Source organism: Renibacterium salmoninarum ATCC 33209 (genome assembly GCF_000018885.1).
Classification (GTDB): domain Bacteria; phylum Actinomycetota; class Actinomycetes; order Actinomycetales; family Micrococcaceae; genus Renibacterium; species Renibacterium salmoninarum.
The window spans coordinates 1,459,741-1,480,681 of the sequence record NC_010168.1; the positions used below are offsets into that span (position 1 = coordinate 1,459,741).

20 protein-coding genes and 2 pseudogenes are annotated in these 20,941 nt (G+C 57.9%); 5 read left to right on the top strand and 17 right to left on the bottom strand.

Annotated elements, in window-relative coordinates:
- Positions 1-53: 53 nt before the first annotated feature.
- From tsaD to RSAL33209_RS07430, 6 genes are all read right to left on the bottom strand, one after another.
- Positions 54-1,130, bottom strand: coding sequence for a tRNA (adenosine(37)-N6)-threonylcarbamoyltransferase complex transferase subunit TsaD (gene tsaD, locus RSAL33209_RS07405; RefSeq protein WP_012245105.1), 1,077 nt, complete (start codon positions 1,128-1,130; stop codon positions 54-56).
- Positions 1,127-1,567: a ribosomal protein S18-alanine N-acetyltransferase gene (gene rimI / locus RSAL33209_RS07410; protein ID WP_049758913.1), complete on the bottom strand. Its 441-nt coding sequence runs from the start codon at positions 1,565-1,567 to the stop codon at positions 1,127-1,129. Before rimI ends, tsaD begins: the two co-directional genes overlap by 4 nt.
- A gap of 17 nt (positions 1,568-1,584) precedes the next feature.
- Complete coding sequence (gene tsaB, locus RSAL33209_RS07415; RefSeq protein ID WP_012245107.1) at positions 1,585-2,235, bottom strand: tRNA (adenosine(37)-N6)-threonylcarbamoyltransferase complex dimerization subunit type 1 TsaB; 651 nt, start codon at positions 2,233-2,235, stop codon at positions 1,585-1,587.
- 63 nt (positions 2,236-2,298) lie between these two features.
- The gene (tsaE, locus tag RSAL33209_RS07420) at positions 2,299-2,796 is read right to left on the bottom strand and encodes a tRNA (adenosine(37)-N6)-threonylcarbamoyltransferase complex ATPase subunit type 1 TsaE (RefSeq protein WP_012245108.1); all 498 of its coding nucleotides are present in this window, start codon (positions 2,794-2,796) and stop codon (positions 2,299-2,301) included.
- Complete coding sequence (alr, locus tag RSAL33209_RS07425; RefSeq protein WP_012245109.1) at positions 2,793-3,974, bottom strand: alanine racemase; 1,182 nt, start codon at positions 3,972-3,974, stop codon at positions 2,793-2,795. Before alr ends, tsaE begins: the two co-directional genes overlap by 4 nt.
- Positions 3,975-4,009: 35 nt before the next feature.
- Positions 4,010-5,149 (bottom strand): PfkB family carbohydrate kinase, encoded by a 1,140-nt coding sequence (locus tag RSAL33209_RS07430; RefSeq protein WP_012245110.1) that lies wholly within the window; start codon positions 5,147-5,149, stop codon positions 4,010-4,012.
- 114 nt (positions 5,150-5,263) lie between these two features.
- On the opposite strand from RSAL33209_RS07430, the gene RSAL33209_RS07435 reads away from it, so the two are divergent.
- On the top strand, positions 5,264-6,598 hold the full coding sequence (locus RSAL33209_RS07435) for a family 4 glycosyl hydrolase (RefSeq protein ID WP_012245111.1): 1,335 nt from the start codon (positions 5,264-5,266) through the stop codon (positions 6,596-6,598).
- Here the strand turns inward: RSAL33209_RS07435 and RSAL33209_RS07440 are convergent.
- Genes RSAL33209_RS07440 through RSAL33209_RS18685 form a run of 5 tightly spaced genes read right to left on the bottom strand, consistent with a single transcriptional unit; the run spans position 6,595 to position 9,659 of the window.
- Positions 6,595-7,944: an ABC transporter substrate-binding protein gene (locus tag RSAL33209_RS07440; protein WP_012245112.1), complete on the bottom strand. Its 1,350-nt coding sequence runs from the start codon at positions 7,942-7,944 to the stop codon at positions 6,595-6,597. The genes RSAL33209_RS07435 and RSAL33209_RS07440 overlap by 4 nt on opposite strands.
- Positions 7,945-7,953: 9 nt before the next feature.
- Entirely contained in the window at positions 7,954-8,358 is a 405-nt protein-coding gene (locus RSAL33209_RS18670) for a carbohydrate ABC transporter permease (protein ID WP_012245113.1), read from the bottom strand.
- Positions 8,359-8,364: 6 nt separating this feature from the next.
- Entirely contained in the window at positions 8,365-8,805 is a 441-nt protein-coding gene (locus tag RSAL33209_RS18675) for an ABC transporter permease family protein (protein ID WP_012245114.1), read from the bottom strand.
- Entirely contained in the window at positions 8,792-9,256 is a 465-nt protein-coding gene (locus RSAL33209_RS18680) for a carbohydrate ABC transporter permease (protein WP_012245115.1), read from the bottom strand. Before RSAL33209_RS18680 ends, RSAL33209_RS18675 begins: the two co-directional genes overlap by 14 nt.
- Positions 9,249-9,659 carry a carbohydrate ABC transporter permease gene (locus RSAL33209_RS18685; protein WP_233494291.1) on the bottom strand — a complete coding sequence of 137 codons (411 nt, stop codon included), beginning with the start codon at positions 9,657-9,659 and terminating at the stop codon, positions 9,249-9,251. Before RSAL33209_RS18685 ends, RSAL33209_RS18680 begins: the two co-directional genes overlap by 8 nt.
- A gap of 199 nt (positions 9,660-9,858) precedes the next feature.
- Here RSAL33209_RS18685 and RSAL33209_RS17520 point away from each other — a divergent pair, with 199 nt between their 5' ends.
- The 3 genes from RSAL33209_RS17520 (at position 9,859) to RSAL33209_RS07460 (ending at position 13,107) form a co-directional block, all read left to right on the top strand.
- On the top strand, positions 9,859-10,017 hold the full coding sequence (locus tag RSAL33209_RS17520) for a hypothetical protein (protein ID WP_012245117.1): 159 nt from the start codon (positions 9,859-9,861) through the stop codon (positions 10,015-10,017).
- Between the two features lie 109 nt (positions 10,018-10,126).
- On the top strand, positions 10,127-11,323 hold the full coding sequence (locus RSAL33209_RS07455) for a glycosyltransferase (protein ID WP_012245118.1): 1,197 nt from the start codon (positions 10,127-10,129) through the stop codon (positions 11,321-11,323).
- Positions 11,324-11,412: 89 nt separating this feature from the next.
- On the top strand, positions 11,413-13,107 hold the full coding sequence (locus RSAL33209_RS07460; RefSeq protein WP_012245119.1) for a formate--tetrahydrofolate ligase: 1,695 nt from the start codon (positions 11,413-11,415) through the stop codon (positions 13,105-13,107).
- A 421-nt stretch (positions 13,108-13,528) separates the two neighbouring features.
- Here the strand turns inward: RSAL33209_RS07460 and RSAL33209_RS07465 are convergent.
- Positions 13,529-14,794 (bottom strand): annotated as a pseudogene (locus RSAL33209_RS07465) (IS3 family transposase).
- A gap of 57 nt (positions 14,795-14,851) precedes the next feature.
- Here RSAL33209_RS07465 and RSAL33209_RS18690 point away from each other — a divergent pair.
- On the top strand, positions 14,852-15,172 hold the full coding sequence (locus RSAL33209_RS18690; RefSeq protein WP_012245121.1) for an endonuclease domain-containing protein: 321 nt from the start codon (positions 14,852-14,854) through the stop codon (positions 15,170-15,172).
- Between the two features lie 31 nt (positions 15,173-15,203).
- Here the strand turns inward: RSAL33209_RS18690 and RSAL33209_RS07475 are convergent, their stop codons facing one another.
- The 5 genes and pseudogenes from RSAL33209_RS07475 to RSAL33209_RS07495 form a co-directional block, all read right to left on the bottom strand.
- Complete coding sequence (locus RSAL33209_RS07475; RefSeq protein ID WP_012245122.1) at positions 15,204-16,274, bottom strand: inositol-3-phosphate synthase; 1,071 nt, start codon at positions 16,272-16,274, stop codon at positions 15,204-15,206.
- Positions 16,271-17,308, bottom strand: a complete 1,038-nt coding sequence (locus RSAL33209_RS07480) for an aldo/keto reductase (RefSeq protein ID WP_012245123.1) — start codon at positions 17,306-17,308, stop codon at positions 16,271-16,273. The genes RSAL33209_RS07475 and RSAL33209_RS07480 overlap by 4 nt, the downstream gene beginning before the upstream one ends.
- Before the next feature lie 20 nt (positions 17,309-17,328).
- Positions 17,329-19,500 (bottom strand): annotated as a pseudogene (gene glgX / locus RSAL33209_RS07485) (glycogen debranching protein GlgX).
- Between the two features lie 87 nt (positions 19,501-19,587).
- Complete coding sequence (locus tag RSAL33209_RS07490; protein ID WP_012245126.1) at positions 19,588-20,439, bottom strand: NAD(P)H-binding protein; 852 nt, start codon at positions 20,437-20,439, stop codon at positions 19,588-19,590.
- Positions 20,436-20,822 (bottom strand): nuclear transport factor 2 family protein, encoded by a 387-nt coding sequence (locus RSAL33209_RS07495; RefSeq protein WP_012245127.1) that lies wholly within the window; start codon positions 20,820-20,822, stop codon positions 20,436-20,438. The genes RSAL33209_RS07490 and RSAL33209_RS07495 overlap by 4 nt, the downstream gene beginning before the upstream one ends.
- Positions 20,823-20,941: the final 119 nt, after the last annotated feature.

The window sequence follows — 20,941 nt, forward strand, 5'->3', positions numbered from 1 at the left end:
AAAGCAACCACAACTCGACACTCGACGGCAGGGTTGACGTGGATCGAAGAAGTTTAGAGGCTGATCTGCGTCACTGGCAGTGATGAATCTGGCGCGAAACTCAATCCTGACGGCTGCACGCCACGTTGCACGAGCTGCGCACCCAAAGCTGCGACCATCGCACCGTTGTCGGTGCACAGCGAGATCCCCGGCACCAAAAGCTTGATGCCCGCATCACTGGTCCGCTCAGCAAGCAATGCCCGCAGCCGGGAATTTGCTGCCACGCCACCGCCCAAAAACAGGGTTTCAAGTCCTTGCTCGCGGCAAGCCAAAACCGCCTTCGAGGTGATGCCGTCAAGCACCGCCTCTTGAAAGGACGCGGCAATATTTGCCCGTGGCGTCTGGACTCCTGCCGCTTCGTCCTGTTCCACCCGCCGTGCGACGGCGGTTTTGAGGCCAGAGAAGGAGAAGTCGTAGCGGTGCGGCCCGGGCGCCTCTGGGGTGCCCATGTATTTTGGTGCTGTTAGTCCCCGAGGAAAAGCCACCGCGCGGGGGTCGCCTTCTCGGGCGAGCCGATCGATCGCGGGCCCGCCAGGATAATCTAGGCCAAGAATTCGGGCGATCTTGTCGAAGGCTTCGCCCGCAGCGTCATCGATCGTAGCGCCAAGCAGTTCGACGTCGTCGGTCAGGCTGCGCACCCGCAAGATTTCAGTGTGCCCACCAGAAACCAATAGTGCGCCAAGGTTTTCCGGCAACTCACCAGATTCCAGCCGCAATTCCGCATCGAGCAGGCCGACGCCAACGTGCGCCACTAAGTGATTAATCGCGTATAGCGGCTTACCGGTAGCTAGCGACAGCGCTTTAGCTGCACAAACACCAACCATTAGTGCGCCGGCCAAACCCGGACCAGCCGTTACCGCAATCGCATCGATCTCATCCAGCGTCACCCCAGCGGTGCGCAATGCTTCGTTGAGCGTGGGCACCATGGCGTCCAAATGCGCGCGAGAGGCAATTTCCGGAATCACGCCGCCAAACCGCACATGCTCTGCCATTGACGAAGAAACGGTATTCGCCAGCAGTTCGGTACCACGGACTATGCCAACTCCGGTCTCATCACAGGAGGATTCAATGCCAAGGATAAGCGGTTTCACAAGGCGGCCAGCTCTGCTCGCATGATCAAAGCGTCAACACCATCACGGTAATATCGCGGTCGAAGGTGAATCTGCTCAAAACCGAATCTGCGGTAAAGACGTTGTGCGCGCGGGTTATCCGCCCTGACTTCCAGGAGCACCTCACGGGCTTCCCTGCGTAGCGCTTCAGCCAACAGCTCGGTCAGCAACGCCGTGCCAATTCCTCGACCTTCAAACTCCGGCAAAACCGCAATAGTTTGTACGTCAGCAACCGGGACCAGGCACATCAAACCGGCGTAGCCCACGGTGCTGATCTCGCCGTCGAACTCTTCGTCAGCAATCACGTAATAGCGGCTGGGTTGCGCGAGTTCGTCCACAAACATCTGCCGCGGCCAAGCATCAATGGGAAATAAAATGCCCTCCAGCTCAGAAATCGCCTCAACGTCCGCCGCCGTCATCCGCCGGAAGTGCGTACTCACAAGGCCCGCTTTCGGGGTCCGGGTACCTGCGCATCTGATTCACGGAGGTACAAAGGTGTGCTGTCTAACAACGTCTGGCCCGAGCTCAGCCGACTAGCGGCAAAGAGGCCCAACGAGGCTGCCTTGGGTTGCGCCGTCGAAAATCCCGTAACCACGTTATTGCCCAGAACGTCGGCATAGATCCCCGCGCCAAAGCCACATACCGGCAAATCCGGCAGCTCTTGAGCAGAGCCAACATTTGGTCCAGCTAACAGCGTGCCGTCGGCTGCATATTGCGCCCAATAGACTTCTTTGCGGCGCGCATCGGTGGCTACCAGGAATTCCGACGTCGGCGCCTCGCCTTGGGCGGCTAAGGCATCCCAAGCTATGGCATTTAGGCTCATCACACCGTGGAGTGGGATATTCCAGACGTCCGCGAGCATCCGGGCGGTGGCAATGCCGGAACGAAGACCGGTAAATGGCCCAGGCCCTACGCCGACGGCGATCGCATCCGGTCGTTTCTGCCCGGCAAGTAGCGATTCAATGCCGAGTGCAAGCACCTCGGCATGGCTACGGGTATCTTCGGTCGCGAAGCTATCTAGCAGTTCGCCGTCGAGAATCCACGCTGCGGAGGCGATCGCGGAGGTGTCAAGGGCAAGCAGAAGCACTGTCCTAGCCTAGTTGATCAAACTTATGTCCCATATCTGAGCTGCCTGTGGGGACATAAGTATTTATGTCCCCGTCAAGCGCCCGACGGCGGGACATAAGTCTTTCCAGCGCGGGCCGACGGCGGTCAGCTCGATGCCGCGCGGTTCGTCATCTTGATCAGGGTCAAGGTTGCCGGCCGCGCCACGCTCAAGCCGAATACGCAAATACGACTCGCTCACATGCTCTACGCGATCATCACCCCACTCCACCACGGTAACCGCGGAGTCCATAGTGTTTTCTAAATCGATGTCGTCTATCTCAGCCGCAGAAGCGAGTCGGTAAGCGTCCACGTGCACTAAATCAGGCCCGTTGACCAAGGACGGGTGAATGCGCACCAGCACGAAGGTCGGCGAAATAATACCCGGACGCACACCAAGCGCTTTGCCCAGAGCCTGCGTGAAAGTAGTTTTCCCGGCACCAAGTTCACCGGAGAGAATCACCAAATCCCCCGCGCGTAATAAGCCCGCTAGCCGGGTTGCGAACTCCTGCGTTCCGGCGACGTCGGCGACGTCGAACCTCATACGGTGCCCTCGCCAATGTCCGGTTCTGAAGCATGCAAATATATCCTGGGGACGCGCGGCGCGATTCGAATTACTACTTCGTAGTTGATCGTGCCAGCGGCTGCGGCCCACAAATCAACTGAAGGGTCGCCCACCGCGGCCGCGCCAAAAAGCACCGCTTCGTGACCAAGCAGCGAGCAGCCGTCGGCCATTTTGCTGTTGGGGCCCAGATCCACCACCATCTGGTCCATCGCAATCCGCCCTACTACCGAATAAACCTGATCACCTATCCGCACCGGACCACCCGTGGCTACCCGCGGCACGCCGTCGCCATAGCCCATCGGGATCAGCCCCAATGTGCTCGGAGCAGCTGTTCGGTAATTCAGGCCATATGACACGCCCTGGTCAGCTGGCACATCCTTGCAGTGCGCCACCAAGGTCTTCAAAGTCATCGCCGGGGTTAGCCCGAGTTCCTCGGAAGTCTGGCCCGCGAAAGGGGACAACCCATAAATTCCGACGCCGGCCCGGACCAAATCAAAGTGGGTGTCCGGACGCGAAAAGATCGCTGGGGTGTTGGCTAAGTGCCGCACCTCGACGTCGACGCCAGAATCCTCAGCGATCGCTACCGCTTCACGGAAACGCGCTAGCTGATCATCAGTTTCGGCCCGGTTTGGCTCATCTGCCACGGCCAAATGTGAGAACAGGCCAACCACCCGCAACAGGCCTTCGTCCTGGTGCTCCAACGCCTCCCCGATGAGCGACTCCCACAGCGAGCTGGTGCTGCCATTACGACCCAGACCGGTATCGATTTTTAGGTGTACCCGCGCCGGACGCTGCTGCTCCCGGGCCGCCGCCACAATGTACTCGAGTTCCCAGCCTGAAACGCCAAGGTCAATTCCGGCCTCAACTGCGGCGGCAAAATCCGTGGCGGGCGTGTGCAACCAGGCAAGCAGCGGTGCGTCTATTCCGGCCTCGCGCAAAGCCAAGGCTTCATTCACATGCGCGGTGCCAATCCAGCTCGCGCCAGCCTCGAGCGCAGCTTTGGCTACCGGGACGGCACCATGGCCATAACCATCGGCTTTGACTACCGCCATAACCTTTGCCGGTGAGGAAATATCCGCGATTCGTCGCACGTTTTGCCGGATCGCCTCAAGATCGATAACGGCCTGGCGTTCTACGGGAAAATCTGCACGGTTCACTACCCCAGTCTAAAGCCGGGTCCCAGCTTCAAAAGCTAAGCGTCAGAATGGTGTGCGATCGTAGCGCTCGCTCGACGGACGGCTTCTAGCGGCACATCAAGCACTAGATCCTCAAGGAATGCATACCGTCGGAGCCACTGTTTGCGCATACCTTCGCGGCTAGAGTTCATCCGATGCCACCAGTCCGAAATATCTCCCCAGCCGGGCGCGGCGAGTGATCCGCCTACCTGTTGAACCGAGAGCGACGCGCATAAGTTAGCAAAGCTGAGTCGATCAGCAAGCTTCCAACCCGCGATGGTGCCCATCACAAAGGCCGCGCCGAAACAGTCGCCCGCACCGGTTGGGTCCCAAGCCTGCACTGGCAAAGCCGGTACCCACTCCTCTTCACCGGTTTCGGAGTCAATTGCCATCGCGCCCTGCTCGCCCACGGTCACCACCGCAACCGGAACTTTATCCGCGAGCGCGTACAAAGCGGCCCAAGGATCCTCGGTGCGAGTGAAGGCCATCGCCTCTGGCGCATTGGGCATAAACGCGTAAAAGTACGCCAAATTCTCCAAGGTACTGCTGGGCCATTCTCCGCTGGGGTCCCAGCCGACGTCGCCAAATAGCTTGGTCCCGTGTTCCTTCGCTTGGAGAATCCACTGTGCCAACTCCGGTTCGAGTGAAGCGACAGCGGCCCGCGCCGACAGCGGCCCGCGCCGACGGCGGTACTCCGCCGAATAGTTCAGTGGCCGACTTGGGCGGGGGGGGTGACCGTGCGTGACCATCGAACGGTCCTTATCCACCGAAAGTGACACTGTGACCGGAGAATGCCAACCGGTGAAACGTTCGGAGTAGCTCAGGTCAACGTGCTCTTGATCCTGCAATACCGTCCAGTTGAAGTCGCCATAGCCGTCGTCGCCAAAAGCCGCAGCGAGCGTGGTATTCAGGCCCAAGCGACTGGCGGCGATCGCCTGGTTGGCCACGCCGCCGGGGCAAGATCCCATGCCGTCGCTGAAGATCTCGGTGCCTTTTTGCGGTAGATCGGGCAGGCCGGTGAAGATGATGTCGAAAAAGACAGATCCGCTCAGAATAAGGTCGAACGGGGGTTGATCCGGGCCACGCTGGGCAGCCAAAGGATCAAATCGTTGCTGAGGCGCGTTTTCCCCGGTCCCATAAATCGAGCCTACCCCCACCTACGCTGCATCTTCCCCCATCTCCCCCGTCGAGTGTCGACTTGTGGCGAGAAAAACCACCGTGAACCGACCATAAGTCGACACTCGACGGGGTCGGTGGGGAAGAATGACGTTATGCGGCTGGTGATTATTGGTGGTGGCGGTTTCCGGGTTCCTTTGGTTTACCGGGCGCTGAGCGCGGGCAAATACGCCGGGTTGATCGACTCGGTGGCGCTCTACGACGTCGACGCCTCACGGCTGGCCGCGATCCAAGCAGTGTTGGCCGCGGCTCCCTTTAGCGGGCCAGTGGTCATGGCTTCCACTTCATTACCTCAGGCCTTAGAAGGCGCGGATATCGTTTTCTCGGCGACCAGAGTTGGTGGACCTGAGGGACGCGTTTTGGACGAGCGTGTAGCCCTAGATCTAGGCGTCTTGGGGCAGGAAACCACTGGCGCGGGCGGCATAAGCTACGCGTTTCGCTCGATTCCATTCATGGTCCAGCTAGCCCAAGAGAGGCGAAATCACTGCCCTGCTGCCTGGCTGATCAATTTCACTAACCCGGCCGGGATGGTGACACAGGCGCTCGTACCGCTACTGGGCGCAAAGGTCATCGGCATCTGTGACTCGCCGCTCGGCTTGGTCCGGCGCGCAGCGAAAACCGCAGGCATACCGCTTTCCGGCATGAACGGCGTCGACTATCTGGGTTTGAACCATCTGGGCTGGTTAAACGGATTGGTGCATGACGGCGTCGATCAGCTACCCGGACTACTCAGCTCGCCAGCGCGGCTGGCCGAATTTGAAGAAGGCCGACTTTTTGGCGCCGATTTTCTGGCCGCGCTGGTATCGCTGCCCAACGAGTACTTGTTCTACTACTACCGGCGTCAATCAGCGCTGCAAGCAATCATGGCAGCGGCCCAGACCAGGGGCGCCTCGATAGCGCTGGCACAACAAATGAGTTACCCACAATTCACCGGGGCCAAGGCCTTTGAACGCTGGGACGCGGCACGGCTGGAACGCGAAGCTGGTTATCTGGCCGAGTCCAGGGATTCAGCGCGCGACGAAGCCGATCTAGCCGGCGGCGGCTACGATGAAGTAGCCCTAGCTGCAATGAATACTCTGCTAACTGGGCAATCTGTTGAATTGATCCTCAATGTTCGCAACGGCCGCACCCTGCCCGCGTTAGCAAGCGATGCCGTGATCGAAGTGCCCAGCCGAGTAGATTCATCCGGTGCGACGCCATTGCCCTTGCTCTCCAGCCCAACGGCGCACCAACTAGGGCTGATGGCTCAGCTCAAAGCCGTGGAAAACGCCGTCGTTCGCGCGGTACTTGAGCGCAACCGAGAGCAGGCGCTGCTCGCTTTCGCACTGCATCCGCTCATTGGCGATGAAGTACTAGCGCACCGCCTACTCGAAGGCTACGAACAAGCCTTTCCGGCGTTACCTGGACTGTGGCAGCGCCTCAACGGTTAGCCAGCTATCGCCTTATTCGCGGCATCTTGAGCTTGTTGCAATCCCGAAACTACTGGCGTCCGACCCAAGAAGATCTCGCTAAAAATAGGCTTCCAAGCGTTGACCGCAGCACCGTAGTTAGTGCCAACCGGAGCTTGGATAGTCTTCCCCTCAGCGGCCTTGGCGAACACTGAAACATCAACGTCTTTCGCTTTCCAATAGCTGCTGTAAGCATCTTGGGCGCCGGTAACTGCGGGATCTGCCGCACCTTCAGCACCGATGAATTTGGCTCCCTCGGTTGAGCCGAGCCATTGCAGCACCTTGGTCGTGGCGTCCTTGTGCGCGGTCTTTGCATTGCCAGCCGCGATGATGTTGTTGACCACCGAGACGGCGCCCGCCGGTCCAGTTGGCATTGGCGCAATGGCCCACGGGTACTTAGCACCCTGGGTAACATTCGCCAGGTTGTAGGTGCCGGATTGGAACATCGAAATTTTGCCTTGGATGAACTGATCACGCATGAAATCACCATTGTCGTTGCTGTTCGCCGCGCCTGGTGAGACGTGATATTTGTTGATCAAATCGACGATGTATTGGAAAGCTTGCGCGCTTTGCGGTGAAGCGAAAACGAACTTCTCGCCGTCTTGGAATGCGCCACCGTTCTGCCCAATGAAGTTGTAGTAGATCGCTTGCAGATCCTGGCTCGCGTTGTAGCCGTACTGCACGATGTTATTTGCATCGAAGGCAGGATCGTCGGCCGTGCGTCCAGCAGAATCCAGGGTCAGTTTCTGCGCGGCTTTCAGGAAGGTGTCCTGTGCAGGATCAGTTGGATTCCAGCTCAGATTATCCAAAGACACCCCGGCTTTCGCCACCAGGTCCTTGTTGTAATACACGCCAATGCCGCCATCAGTTAGCTGCGGCACGCCCCAGAGCTTGTCATTGCGAGTGTATTGGCTGACTGCGGCCGGAACCCAACCAGATTTGGCCGAGTCGAACTCTGAACCAATCGGCAACAATGAACCGTTGTCTGCATAGGGCGAAAAGTACGACGACGAAATCCAGAACACGTCGTCGGCATTACCCGCCGAAACGTCAGTGCGAAGCTTATTGAAGTAGGTCGTGTAGGGCTCCAGCACCGTCTTGACCTGGATGCCTGGGTTCTGCGACTCGAATTCCTTGAATGAGGACTCATAAGCTTTTTGCACCTGCTCGTCCCACAACCGCACGCTCACCGTCACCTTATCCCCCGACGCAGTGCCACCGTTGTCTGCAGCAGGCGAGCACGCCGTCGCAGTCAGGGTCGAGGCAGCGACGACGGCGACCCCGGCCGAAGCCTTTTGCCAGAGTTTAGCTCTGTTCCAGTGTTTCATTGGTGCTCCTTATTTGAATCCGGTGATAGCGATCGAAGAAACAATGTTCTTCTGGAAGATAGCGAACAAGATCAAAAGTGGCGCGATAGCGACGGTGGTCGCGGCCATCACAAGCGTCCAGTTGCCGTTGTACTGACTCTGCAATCCAGCAGTAGCTACTGTGACCGTCTGCCAAGTTTTTCCGCTGGTAATAATGAGCGGCCCGAGAAAGTTATTCCAATGCGACACAACGGTAATGATGGTCAAGGTGGCCAGAATTGGCCGGCTCAACGGAATCACAATGGACCACAAAATGCGCAGCGTGCCAGCACCGTCAAGCCGCTCGGCACTGATTAAGTCTTCCGGGATTGACCGGAAATACTCACGCAATAAGAAGAAGATCGCATATGGCGAGCCGAAGAGGAACGGCAGCACCAGTGCCTAGAAGGTATTCCGAATGCCAAGCTGAGAAAACATCGTATACAGCGGGATGATGGTCACCACTTGGGGCACCATCAGAGTGGCCAAGTAGACCCAGAATAGGCCGTCAAGAAACCGGAATTCGATCCGGGCGAAAGCGTACGCGGCCAGCACCGAAAAAAATAGCTGCCCGATGACTACGACAACAACTTGCGTTGTCACCACAACCGGCGCAACGAAGTTCCGATCACCAGAAAACAACGAGCCAAAGTTGGCCCCGGTGAAAGGGCTCGGCAGGCTCAGCGCAGACTGGTTGGCAAACTGCTCCGGCGTCTTAAAGGCGGTGAGCACCGAGAGGACAAAAGGTGCCACCGTGATGACCAAACCTACGGCGAGCAACAGGTAGACCCCAAAGTTCTTCAGGAACTGAGTTTCAGGTCTGGGCAGATTAGCTGAGGTCATAAGTGATCCTCTTCCGGAAATACAGCTGCTGAACTAGCGTCACCACAACCAACACCACAAAAAGCACCAGCGCCATTACCGCGGCATGGCCCAAATCAAAGTATTGGAAAGCCTTGGCATAGATTCTGGTGGCGATCACATCGGTGCTGCCTTGCGGCCCGCCGTTGGGCGTCAAGGCATAGATGCTGTCGAAAGCTTGAAAACTCGAAATGATCCCGGTCACTAACACGAAAAACATCGTCGGTCGCAGCAGCGGCAACTTGACCTGCCAAAAGATTTGCCAGGCATTGGCTCCGTCGACGCGTGCGGCGTCGAGCATTTCTTGCGGAATCGCGGCGAGGCCGGCCATGAAAAACAGCGTCACGTAGCCCACTTGGGACCAGATGCTCACGGCTGCCACCGAAGGTAATGCGAGCACTGGGTCGCTGAGCCATGGAATGTTGCTACCCAAGAGCGCATTCAATGCCCCGCCCGTGGGCGCAAAAAATCCATTTCCACACCACGCCAAGCGCGAGCGGGGCACAAATCCACGGGATCACGTAGAGCACTCGAAAAAAGCCAGATCCTGGTAGGCCGCGGTTCAACAAGTTCGCCGCAAACAGGCCAAATACTGTTTGCACCGGGATGACCAAGAGGACAAATAGTCCAGTAATCAGCAGCGATTTACCAAAACTCGGATCAGTAAAAACATCGCGAAAATTATCCAAGCCCACAAAAGACGCCGGACTCAACAAATCCCAACGCTGCATGGATAACCACACCACCACCAAAATAGGTAGCAGCAAAAAGGCAGCGATACCGAAAAGGCTTGGCGCCAATAACGCACAACCAATTCCCGCTTCACGCCGTGCCATGCATCCCCTTTCCACTACCTGGACTCATCAAAGCTAGTCCCAAAATAGTCCTGATCCGCTCGCAACGCGTGCCGAACGAGTTCCGCTGTCATCTGAAGCAATCCGAGCCGAAGTTTTCTTCCCAATTCCCATCCAGCGGCCAGCTTCAGTTCATGGTTGGTTAATCCCAGATTCAAACGTTAGCCGGATACTCTGCAGTATGGACTCTTCACGCCCGGTTTCTCGTCGTTTGCCGCCGCGTACCGGCAACGCACATTTCTTTGGTGAAGACCGGCTGAATGAACATGACGTTAGGACAGTGAACCTCCGCGATATCACCGGCGCGGCGCTCTATACCAAGGTGTTTGATCCGACCTGAGACCAGCCCTACTCTCGGTCTTCGCAGGCGCTAAAGAGGCGGCATCCAGCCCCTTCGTGATAGTTCTTGATCCGGGACAGAAGACTAAGCCGCGGCGAGAGGAGTATCGATGCACGTTCTGATGCTCTCTCTGCATACCTCGCCACTGGCTCAACCTGGCTCCGGAGACGCCGGTGGCATGAACGTATACGTCCGGCAGCTTGCGATCCATCTGGCCGACGCCGGAGCCACCGTTGACATTGTCACCGTTGGCGAAGGAACCGACGTCGAGCTGGTGCCTGGCGTGCAGGTGCGGCACCTTTCAGTTGGCGCCGCGGTCAACAAGGAACATCTGCCCTTCCGGCTCCGCGAGGTGATTGGCCAGCTGCTCGCTACCGAAGGCCGTCAAGCCGACGTTATTCACTCGCATTATTGGATTTCCGGGATGGCTGGCCTAGAACTGGCTAAATCCTGGCACGTGCCCTTGGTTCATTCCATGCACACCATGGCTAAAGTAAAAAACAAGCATCGAACCGACGACCAACCGACCGAACCAAGTCGAAGAGCTACGGGCGAAGAGTTGATTGTCCGGCACGCCGAGCGACTCATCGCCAATACTGACGCAGAAGCTGCTGAATTGGCGCAGCATTACGGTGGCTGCGCAGATCGAATTGCCGTGGTGCCGCCCGGCGTCGATCTAGAAGTATTCCGTCCGGACCCGCGACCGGGCCGAGATAGTGCATTACGTCTAGTCTTCGCTGGACGCTTGCAGCAACTCAAGGGGCCGCACGTACTGCTTGCCGCGCTAGCAGAACTGCGTACGCGACGGCCTGCCTTGAAAATCAATCTCACCGTTATCGGGTCCCGGAGCGGTGCTCAAGACTACGACCTCTCGACCATGGCCACTGAGCTTGGCCTTGACGACGCCGTCGAGTTTCGTGCGCCGATGCCTCCGGAAGAACTTGCCCAGTGGTTCCTTGCCGCGGATGCAGTCGCGATGCCGTCGTCATCTGAATCATTCGGTTTGGTAGCGCTAGAAGCGCAAGCTTGCGGAACGCCGGTGCTGGCCACCGATGTTGGCGGGCTAAGCAAAGCCGTGCTCGACGGCGTCACCGGGTTCCTGGTCCCTAGCCTCAAGCCAGCCGACTGGGCTGCGGCGCTGGAACGGATTGCCGACGTCGGCCAGCCTGGGCGCGATGCGATGGGAGCCGCTGGCGTCCGTCACGCCCAGGAACACTCCTGGACTCGAACCGCAAAAGAGATTTCAGCGCTTTACGCCGAGGCGATCCTGCAGAAAAGACAGCGCAAAAGCACCGAACTGCGGTAAGTTGGCAAACGGGCCGCACCCTGGTCCGGCAAGTTTTTCAGCAACTAGTTCAACGATAATCTCGTGGACCCGCGAAGGATCTGAAGACAATGACGTCAACTACTGAGCCGATGACCGACCTGCACATTGCCCAACAAGCGGTTTTGCACCCCATCTTTGACATCGCAGATGCTGCGGGCATTCCCGAGGAAGCACTAGAGCAATATGGTCGATATAAGGCCAAAGTTGATGTGCGCAAGGTGCCAGATTCCGGCCGAGCTGGCCGCGTTGTTTTGGTGACAGCGGTTTCGCCAACACCGGCTGGCGAAGGCAAGAGCACCACTACGGTTGGTTTGGCTGATTCGCTCAATAGAGCCTTTGAACAAGAAGGAACTGGACGCCGGTCAATGATTGCGCTGCGCGAACCATCGCTTGGGCCAACGCTGGGCATGAAGGGCGGAGCTACCGGTGGCGGCTACTCTCAGGTGCTGCCGATGGATGAGATCAATTTGCACTTCACTGGCGATTTACACGCGATTAATTCGGCTAATAACGCGCTCTGCGCCCTGATTGACAACCACATTTACCAAGGCAATGTGCTCAATATTGATCCGCGACGAATTACCTTCAAACGCGTCTTAGACATGAACGACCGCGCGCTGCGTGAAGTAGTCATCGGCTTGGGTGGTCCGACGCAAGGTGTGCCGCGACAAGATGGTTTTGACATCACCGTTGCCTCGGAAATCATGGCGGTGTTCTGTCTAGCTACCGATCTGAACGATCTGAAGTCTCGAATTGGCAAGATTACCTTTGGCTACAACTATGATCGTCAGCCGCTTACGGTCGCCGGCTTGGGTGTTGAGGGCGTCTTGACGCTTTTGCTCAAAGAAGCGATAAAGCCGAACTTGGTTCAGACCCTGGCCGGTACCGCGGCACTGGTACACGGCGGTCCTTTTGCGAATATCGCGCATGGCTGCAACTCAGTGATCGCCACCTCGCTGGCACGCCGGCGTGCCGACGTCGTGGTAACCGAGGCCGGTTTTGGCGCGGATTTGGGCGCGGAAAAGTACATGGATATCAAGTCTCGGTTTGCCGACGTCGCCCCGTCCGCCGTCGTGATCGTAGCGACGATCCGCGCGCTAAAAATGCACGGTGGTGTGCCCAAGACTGAGCTTTCCGTTTCCGATGTCGCGGCGCTGCGCCGAGGCGTGACTAACCTGGCACGGCACATTAGCAATGTGCGCCAGTTTGGCTTGGACCCGGTGGTCTCCATCAACCGATTCACCTCCGATAGCGAAGAAGAGCTCGATTGGCTGGTTTCTTGGTGTGAATCGCAAGGAGTATCGATCGCAATAGCCGACGTTTGGGGTCGGGGTGGCGGTGGCGACGACCTGGCGGCAAAGGTTCTAGCCGCGCTGGACGCGCCATCGGACTTCCGGCATCTTTATGAACTGGAATTGCCGGTCAAGGAAAAGATCGAGCTGATCGCGCAGAAGATCTACGGGGCGGAGCGGGTGGAATTCTCCTCGTCAGCGCTCAAGCGTATCGCTGAGATTTCGGCCAATGGCTGGGATTCGCTGCCGGTTTGTATGGCGAAGACCCAGTACTCGTTCTCTGATGATGCTTCGTTATTGGGCGCACCGAGCGGTTTCGTGCTGCATGTTCGTGATTTGGTGCCCAAGACCGGCGCGGGTTTCATCGTGGCGCTGACCGGTGCCGTGATGACCATGCCGGGGCTGCCTAAGCAACCAGCAGCCTTGAAAATGGACGTCGACGCCGAAGGCAACTCAGTAGGCCTCAGCTAACTCTCTTCCGTTTGAAACGCTGCACCACTTTTGGTCGTTATGAGCCTCTCATAACGACCAAAAGTGGTGCAGCGTTTCAAAAATCTACCCGAAGCCTGTGGACAACTCCGTTTTTAGCAAAATTAGAAATCTTGATGATGTTTGCTTTTGTTCATGCGACGCCCTGCGAAGTTACCGGCATCTTGCACTGACGCCACGTTCACCCTGGCTGACGCCCGAATTGAAGGAGTCACAAGAGGCCGTCTGAGATCTTCAGATATTGAACCGCTCGGCAGGATGATCTTCAGCACCGTGACACCCGAGGCCTGGATATCTCACCAAAGCGCCACGGTATTACACAGACTCTGGCTCCCCCGTCATATGACCGAGTTTCCTGGCGTGCACCTCAGTATGAATCGCTCCGGTGTGTCCGGAGGGTTTCTCAGACGATGAGCCTGTCGGCGGCTGCCGTGCTCTGGTAGTGATTGTAGTAGTGGTTTTCTAGCTCTACTGGTGGGATGTCTCCGCAGTACTGGTAGAGCCTTCGGTGGTTGTACCAATCGGCCCATTCAGCAGTGCCGATTTCGACTTCTTCTAGAGTCCGCCAGGGCTTGCCGGGTTTGATCAGCTCGGTCTTATAAAGCCCGTTGATGGTTTCCGCCAAGACGTTGTCGTAACTATCACCCACAGAACCGATCGAGGGGCGGATACCGGCCTGGGCCAGGCGTTCGGTGAAGGCCAAGGAGGCGTATTGAGCCCCGGCATCGTGATGATGAATCACCCCGGAAATCTCAGCCCCGGCCCGTTCACGACTCCAGATTGCCTGATTAACTGCGTTGAGCACTAGCACGGTGTTCATAGAAGCACTCGCTGACCAGCCCAGGATCCTCCGAGAGTAAGCATCGATCACGAAGGCAACATAGACCCACCCGGACCAGGTCGAAACATAGGTGAAATCATCTACCCATAGCCGATCCGGTGCCGTTGGTGTGAAATCACGGCGGACCAAGTCCTTCGCTCGGGCTGCCTTCGAGTCTTTGATCGTGGTGCGTTTGACCTTGCCACGGACCGCACCCTGTATGCCAAGTAACCCCATGAGCCGTTCTACCGTGCACCTGGCCACCGGCACACCTTCACGGTTCATCGCCAACCAGACTTTCCTGGTGCCGTAAACCCCGTAATTAGCGGCATACACCTTCTGGATCACGGGCTTGAGCACCTCATCACGTTGTTCTCGGTGAGATCGTGTTTTATCCACCCATTCGTAGTACGTGGACGGGGTGGTCTTCACCCCGTCCCAGTAAGCACCTGGCAGATCGACTCGACACCCCACCGCAATCCATTATTCTCGCGGTGACCGGCATGGTCCTTGATGTATTTCACGATCAGTGTTGTGGCGGTCGAGTTCGACCGCGAAAAAAGCTGAAGCACTCCGAAGGATCGCGTTCGCCCGTTTCAGCTCAGCGTTCTCACGCCGTAACCGTTTCAGCTCGGCCGATTCCGTGCTCGTTGTTCCAGTTCTAGTACCAACATCGATCTCGGCTTGCCGGACCCATTTACGCACCGTTTCCGGCACACCCACACCCAAAAGCTGGGCAACTTTTTGCATCGCCGCCCACGCCGAAGATGCACCCTCCATCTCCGCCACCATGCGCACCGTACGATCCTTCAACTCCTGCGGATACCGTGTCGTAGTTTTCCCTGCCATGTCCTGATCCTCTCAAACAAGAAAGTCTCCGGACACACCGGGGCGATTCAGCTCGCGTTGGTTGATGCCGGGCTAACCGAGCCCGAGCTTCAAGTTTCGCTTGATCCCGACATAGAAGGGTCACCGCAATCCGATCTCGGCTACCGACAGTGGAAAATAGCAATTCAGTACGATGGCGGACATCACCTCACGCCGCAACAACAGAGCCGCGATAATCGCCGCGATGAAAAATTCCTAGCTGCGGGTTGGACCTACTTTCGTTTCAACCGAGAAGACCTGAAAACGGACTTCCGCAGCGCCGTCGGAAAGGTTCGACGCGCAATCACTCTCGTTAACGAAAACGCTGCACCACTTTTGGTTGCTATGAAGGGTTCATAACGACCAAAAGTGGTGCAGCGTTTCCAAGGGGTTAGCCTTCGATGAAATCCTCGACGGCTTGCTTTGCCTTGTCGTCTGCCATTTGCTCTGGCGGCGACTTCATAAAGTACGCACTTGGCGCCAGCAGTGGTCCGCCAATGCCTCGGTCCATGCCAATCTTCGCGGCCCGAACGGCGTCGATAATCACGCCGGCCGAATTGGGCGAGTCCCACACTTCGAGTTTGTACTCTAGCGACACCGGCGCGTTGCCAAAGTTGCGTCCTTCCAAACGAACAAAAGCCCATTTGCGATCATCAAGCCAGGCAACGTAATCGGACGGCCCAATGTGCACGTCCCGCTCCGTCAATGCCGCGGAGGTATTAGACGTAACGGCCTGCGTTTTGGAGATCTTCTTGGACTCCAGCCGGTCCCGTTCCAGCATGTTTTTGAAGTCCATATTGCCGCCAACATTGAGCTGGTACGTGCGGTCCAGCACCACGCCGCGGTCCTCGAACAATTTCGCCATCACGCGGTGCGTAATCGTCGCGCCGATCTGGCTTTTGATGTCGTCTCCGACAATCGGCAACCCCGCGGCGGTAAATTTGTCCGCCCATTCCTTGGTGCCAGCAATAAACACCGGCAGCGCGTTGACGAATCCACAACCAGCATCGATTGCTGCCTGCGCGTAATGTTTCGCGGCAGCCTCGGAACCCACCGGAAGATAGCAAACCACAACGTCGACCTTAGCCGCACGCAAGGCAGCAGCTACATCAACCGGCGATGCAGAAGACTCTTCAATGGTCTCGCGGTAGTACTTTCCCAAGCCGTCCAAAGTCGGACCACGCTGCACCAGAACACCGGTTTCCGGCACCTCGGCGAGTTTGATCGTATTGTTCTCGCTCGCGCCGATTGCTTCGGCAAGGTCAAGCCCAACCTTTTTCACATCGACGTCGAACGCAGCAACAAACTGCACATCGCTCACGTGATAGTCACCGAACTGCACGTGCATCAGACCGGGAACAGTCTCAGCCGGATCGGTATTCCGATAAAACTCCACGCCCTGGACGAGCGACGAGGCGCAATTGCCCACTCCGACAATTGCGACCCTAATGGGATGACTCATTTAGCTTCCTTACTGCCGACACTTCCGCTGGCCGTATCGATAGCGGCGATTTCAGCGGCACTGAATTCCAAATTGCGCACACCAGCCAGATTCGCCTCAAGCTGAGCGACGCTTGACGCGCCAACCAGTGCCGAGGTAATTCCACCATCGTGCTGCTCGCGCAGTACCCAGGCGACAGCCATTTCGGCCAGCGACTGGCCGCGCGCGCCAGCAATCTCATTCAGGGAACGCACCGCTGTCATCTTTTCTTCCGTCAGCGCGCTTTCCTTCAGGAAATGCCCGACGGCGGCACGTGAGTCAGCCGGAACGCCGTTCAGGTAGCGGTCGGTCAGCACGCCCTGAGCCAGCGGCGAGTAAGCAATCGAGCCGATTCCTTCGTCTTTGAGCACTCTGAGTAGCGACGATCCGCTCTCATCCGGCGCTTCGATCCAGCGGTCAAAGATGTGGTAATTCGGCTGGTTGATCACCATTGGCGTGCCAAGCTCGCGTAGAATCTTAGCCGCGCGGACGGTTTGCGATGCCGAATAGTTAGAGACGCCAACGTAGAGCGCTCTACCTGAGCGGACCGCCGTGTCCAGCGCACCCATGGTCTCTTCCAAGGGCGTTTCCGGATCAAAGCGGTGGCTGTAGAAGATATCAACGTACTCCAGGCCCATCCGGCTCAGCGACTGGTCCAGGCTGGAAAGCAAATTCTTGCGCGATCCCCACTCACCGTAAGGGCCGTCCCACATGAGGTAGCCGGCCTTCGAGGAGATGATCAGCTCATCGCGGTACGGGCGGAAATCATCGCGCAGGTGACGGCCAAAATTGGTTTCGGCACTGCCAGCGGGCGGACCATAATTATTGGCCAGATCGAAATGCGTCACACCCAAATCGAAGGCACGCCGAAGCACGGCTCGTTGCGTTTCGAAGGGTTTGTCATCACCAAAGTTATGCCACAGTCCTAGCGAGACTGCTGGCAGTTTCAGGCCACTGTAGCCCAATCGACGGTAAGGCACTTGGTCATAGCGGGATTCGGCCGGAAAGTAGGTCATGGCACCATCATGCCACGCAGTTAGACTTCCGTTCGTGCCGCCAAAGATGCCTCAACGGAATGGTCTGGTTCGACTGCCTGAGCATCGTGCTTGCGCAGCACCACCATTGATTTCGATTGCACGGCAAAATTGGATCCGGCGCTCGCCGAGCTTTCGGTTCGTCTACCGGCGGTATCGATCAACACATCCCATTCCGGCGCATAGTTGACCGGCGGCACGGTGAAACTCACTTCGGCGTCGTGCGCATTGAAGTACAGCAGGAAGTTGGCATCGGTAATCCGTCGGCCCCGACTGTCCACACCAGATATTGCTTCACCGTTGAGGAAGACGCCGATGGTGCGCCCGAAGCCATTGTCCCAGTCCTCCTCAGTCATCGGAGTGCCGTCGGTGTCTAGCCAAACAATGTCTGCCAATCGGGCACCACTTTTGAGGTCTTCGCGTTTGGGCGGCTTGCCATCGAAGAACCGCGAGCGCCGGAAGGTCGGATGATCGCGACGCAAAGCGCTCAAAGCGGCGGTAAATTCGATCAACGGCGCATCGGCAACATCCCAGTGCAGCCAGGTGAGTTCCTAATCTTGGCAGTACGCATTGTTATTGCCCTGTTGCGTCCGACCCAGTTCGTCGCCGTGCACCAAGATGGGCACGCCTTGCGAGAGCATCGCGGTGGCGATGAAATTGCGTTGTTGCCGGGCGCGCAAGGCTCGAATACCGGCGTCGTCGGTGGCGCCTTCTACGCCGCAGTTCCAGGAGCGGTTGTGAGATTCACCGTCTCGGTTTCCTTCACCGTTGGCCTCATTGTGTTTGTAGTTGTAGGAAACTAAGTCCGCAAGCGTGAAGCCATCATGGGCAGTGATGAAATTGATCGAGGCGACTGGCCTGCGTCCGGAGTGTTCGTAGAGATCTGAGGAACCAGTGAGCCGCGAGGCGAATTCACCCAGTGTGGATGGTTCGCCGCGCCAGAAATCTCGGACGGTGTCTCGGTATTTGCCGTTCCATTCGGTCCACTGCGGCGGAAAATTGCCTACTTGATACCCGCCTGGGCCAACGTCCCAGGGCTCAGCGATCAGTTTCACCTGCGAAACCACCGGATCTTGTTGGATCAATTCAAAGAAAGTAGAAAGCTTATCGACGTCGTAAAACTCGCGTGCCAGCGTGGAGGCCAAGTCAAAACGGAAGCCATCCACATGCATCTCCGTCACCCAGTAACGCAGCGAATCCATGAGCAGCTGTAGCGAATGCGGGTTACGGACGTTGAGTGAATTGCCGGTCCCGGTGTAGTCCATGTAGTACTGCTCGTCGTCGTCGACCAAGCGGTAGTACGCGGCATTGTCGATACCGCGGAAGCTCAGGGTTGGGCCCAGCTGGTTGCCTTCAGCGGTGTGGTTGTAAACGACGTCAAGAATTACCTCGATACCGGCCCGATGTAGCGCACGCACCATGGCTTTGAATTCCTGGATCTGCTGACCTTGGTCTCCTGTGGAGGAGTATTCGTTGTGTGGTGCAAAGAAGCCAATGGTGTTGTAGCCCCAATAATTGCGCAAGCCTTTGTCGAGCAAAGTGTTGTCTTGCACAAATTGATGCACTGGCATGAGCTCGATCGCCCTGACGCCGAGCTTTTTCAAATGTGCAATCACTGCGGGATACCCGACGCCGGCGTAGTTGCCTTTCTGCTCGTCTGGCACCTCGGGGTGCAGCTGCGTGAGGCCTTTGACGTGCGCCTCGTAGATGAAAGAGCGATGATATGGCGTGCGTGGCGGACGGTCGCCGTCCCAGTCGAAGAACGGATTGATGACGACACCCAGCATCATGTGCGGCAGCGAGTCTTCATCGTTGCGCTGATTAGGGTCCGCATGGTCGTAGGAGAACAAAGCGTTATCCCAATCAACCTGACCCGAAACAGCTTTGGCGTAGGGGTCAAGGAGTAACTTATTCGGATTACAGCGCTGACCATTTGCCGGGTCGTAAGGACCTTCGACTCGGTAACCGTACTTTTGCCCAGGCCGGATTTGCGGCAAATAGCAGTGCCAAACGTAGCCGTCGACTTCGGTGAGTGGGATTCGAGTCTCGACGCCGCCGTCGTCAATCAAGCAGAGGTGTACTGCGGTTGCCACTTCGCTGAAGATCGCAAAGTTGGTACCATTTCCGTCGAAACTGGCACCAAGCGGATAAGCCGAACCGGGCCATACTTCCATGCTGCGCTCCTTGGTGAACGACGTCAGAGAAATCGAGCTGCTGGCTCAAGGCTACCGGCTCGTTGATCTCCTCTGAGATGGGCAGCGTTATGCAGTGAAGGCGTCGCGATGCGCGGAGACAAACTCGGCAAACGACCGGGCGGGGCGTCCGGTGATGTCCAAGACCGTGGAGGTAACGCGGTTCTCCGCGCCGCGCCGGATGTCTTCGTCGAGACCGGCGAGCACGGCGGCGAACTCCTTGGGAATACCGGCGGTGATGAATCGATCGGCCATCTCCGTAGTGGTGACGGGTCGGTGCCGGACGGTCCGAGTGGTGGCCTCCGTGATGACAGCGGCGGCATCCGCGTAGCTGAGTGCCTCGGGGCCAGTAATAACGTGGTCGGTGTTGTGCGGCACGGTGTCCAACAGTACCTGCGTGGCCACCGCAGCGATGTAGGCAGCGTCGACGAACGCGACTCGACCCGTTCCGGTCGCGGTGACGATCTCGTTGCGGAGTCGGATGCCGTCGGCGACGGGGTGTTCGCGGAGAAAGTTCTGCATGAACCAGGATGGTCGCAGGACGGTCCATTCCGGCATTCGCACACGCACCAGTTGGTGCAGGGCACCCAGCCCGGGGTCGCCGTCGCCGATCGCGGATGAACTGAGCAGCACGACCCGTCGCACCCCGACGTGCAGTGCCTTGGTCAGGAACGGTTCGACCATCGGCATCGGGTCGGCCACACCGATCGGGGCAACCAGGTAGATTCGGTCCACCCCAGCCAATGCCGGTCCGTGTGTGGCCGGATCAACCCAGTCGAACCGCACCTGTTCAGGATTCCCGTCGATGGGCGTCCTGGTGGCGACTCGCACTGCGGCTGCCCGCTCACGCAACATGGCAGCAACCTTGCTGCCGGTGGTACCGGTCCCGCCGGTGACCAACACAGTTGCGTGCGCGTTCATGCGTTCGACTCCCCGCTGATCAAGGCAGCGCTGAATTCTTCGAGCCCGCCGAATGCCTCCGCCGCGGCCTGCGGGCTCCAATAGTCGCGGTAGCGAGTGATCTCGCTGTCACGTGCGGTGACGACCGCGATGTAGCGCATTTGGTAGGGCCGGCCAGTGCGCACCACCACGCCCGCTACCTCGAACTCGACGACTACCACGTCGGGGTCGGTCGTGTTATGTACAGTCTGGTCGTTGATCGTCTGCACGTCCGCAAGGTCGGGATAGTCACACAGGTAGTTCTCGATAGCATCACGTCCCTCCACCCGTTGTGGGTAGTTGGCCGTGGCGAACGGGAACTCGATGATCCCATCGCGAGACCACAGCCCGGCGAAGCCGACCATAGTTCTTGGCGAGCAGTAGACGCAGTGCCTCAGTAACGAGGTCGTGGACGGTACGGCGTGGTTCGGACATGAAGCAACTCCCAGAATGTTAAACGGACGATACGGACCCGTCCCGTCCA

What these genes read in the sequence shown, in the direction of transcription:
- rimI (WP_049758913.1), bottom strand. Translation starts at nt 1,567, where the DNA reads ATGACGGCGGCGGACGTTGAGGCGATTTCTGAGCTGGAGGGCATTTTA.
- tsaE (WP_012245108.1), bottom strand. Translation starts at nt 2,796, where the DNA reads ATGAGGTTCGACGTCGCCGACGTCGCCGGAACGCAGGAGTTCGCAACC.
- RSAL33209_RS07435 (WP_012245111.1), top strand. Translation starts at nt 5,264, where the DNA reads ATGCGGCTGGTGATTATTGGTGGTGGCGGTTTCCGGGTTCCTTTGGTT.
- RSAL33209_RS07440 (WP_012245112.1), bottom strand. Translation starts at nt 7,944, where the DNA reads ATGAAACACTGGAACAGAGCTAAACTCTGGCAAAAGGCTTCGGCCGGG.
- RSAL33209_RS18675 (WP_012245114.1), bottom strand. Translation starts at nt 8,805, where the DNA reads ATGACCTCAGCTAATCTGCCCAGACCTGAAACTCAGTTCCTGAAGAAC.
- RSAL33209_RS18685 (WP_233494291.1), bottom strand. Translation starts at nt 9,659, where the DNA reads ATGGCACGGCGTGAAGCGGGAATTGGTTGTGCGTTATTGGCGCCAAGC.
- RSAL33209_RS17520 (WP_012245117.1), top strand. Translation starts at nt 9,859, where the DNA reads ATGGACTCTTCACGCCCGGTTTCTCGTCGTTTGCCGCCGCGTACCGGC.
- RSAL33209_RS07455 (WP_012245118.1), top strand. Translation starts at nt 10,127, where the DNA reads ATGCACGTTCTGATGCTCTCTCTGCATACCTCGCCACTGGCTCAACCT.
- RSAL33209_RS07460 (WP_012245119.1), top strand. Translation starts at nt 11,413, where the DNA reads ATGACGTCAACTACTGAGCCGATGACCGACCTGCACATTGCCCAACAA.
- RSAL33209_RS07475 (WP_012245122.1), bottom strand. Translation starts at nt 16,274, where the DNA reads ATGAGTCATCCCATTAGGGTCGCAATTGTCGGAGTGGGCAATTGCGCC.
- RSAL33209_RS07480 (WP_012245123.1), bottom strand. Translation starts at nt 17,308, where the DNA reads ATGACCTACTTTCCGGCCGAATCCCGCTATGACCAAGTGCCTTACCGT.
- RSAL33209_RS07490 (WP_012245126.1), bottom strand. Translation starts at nt 20,439, where the DNA reads ATGAACGCGCACGCAACTGTGTTGGTCACCGGCGGGACCGGTACCACC.
- RSAL33209_RS07495 (WP_012245127.1), bottom strand. Translation starts at nt 20,822, where the DNA reads ATGGTCGGCTTCGCCGGGCTGTGGTCTCGCGATGGGATCATCGAGTTC.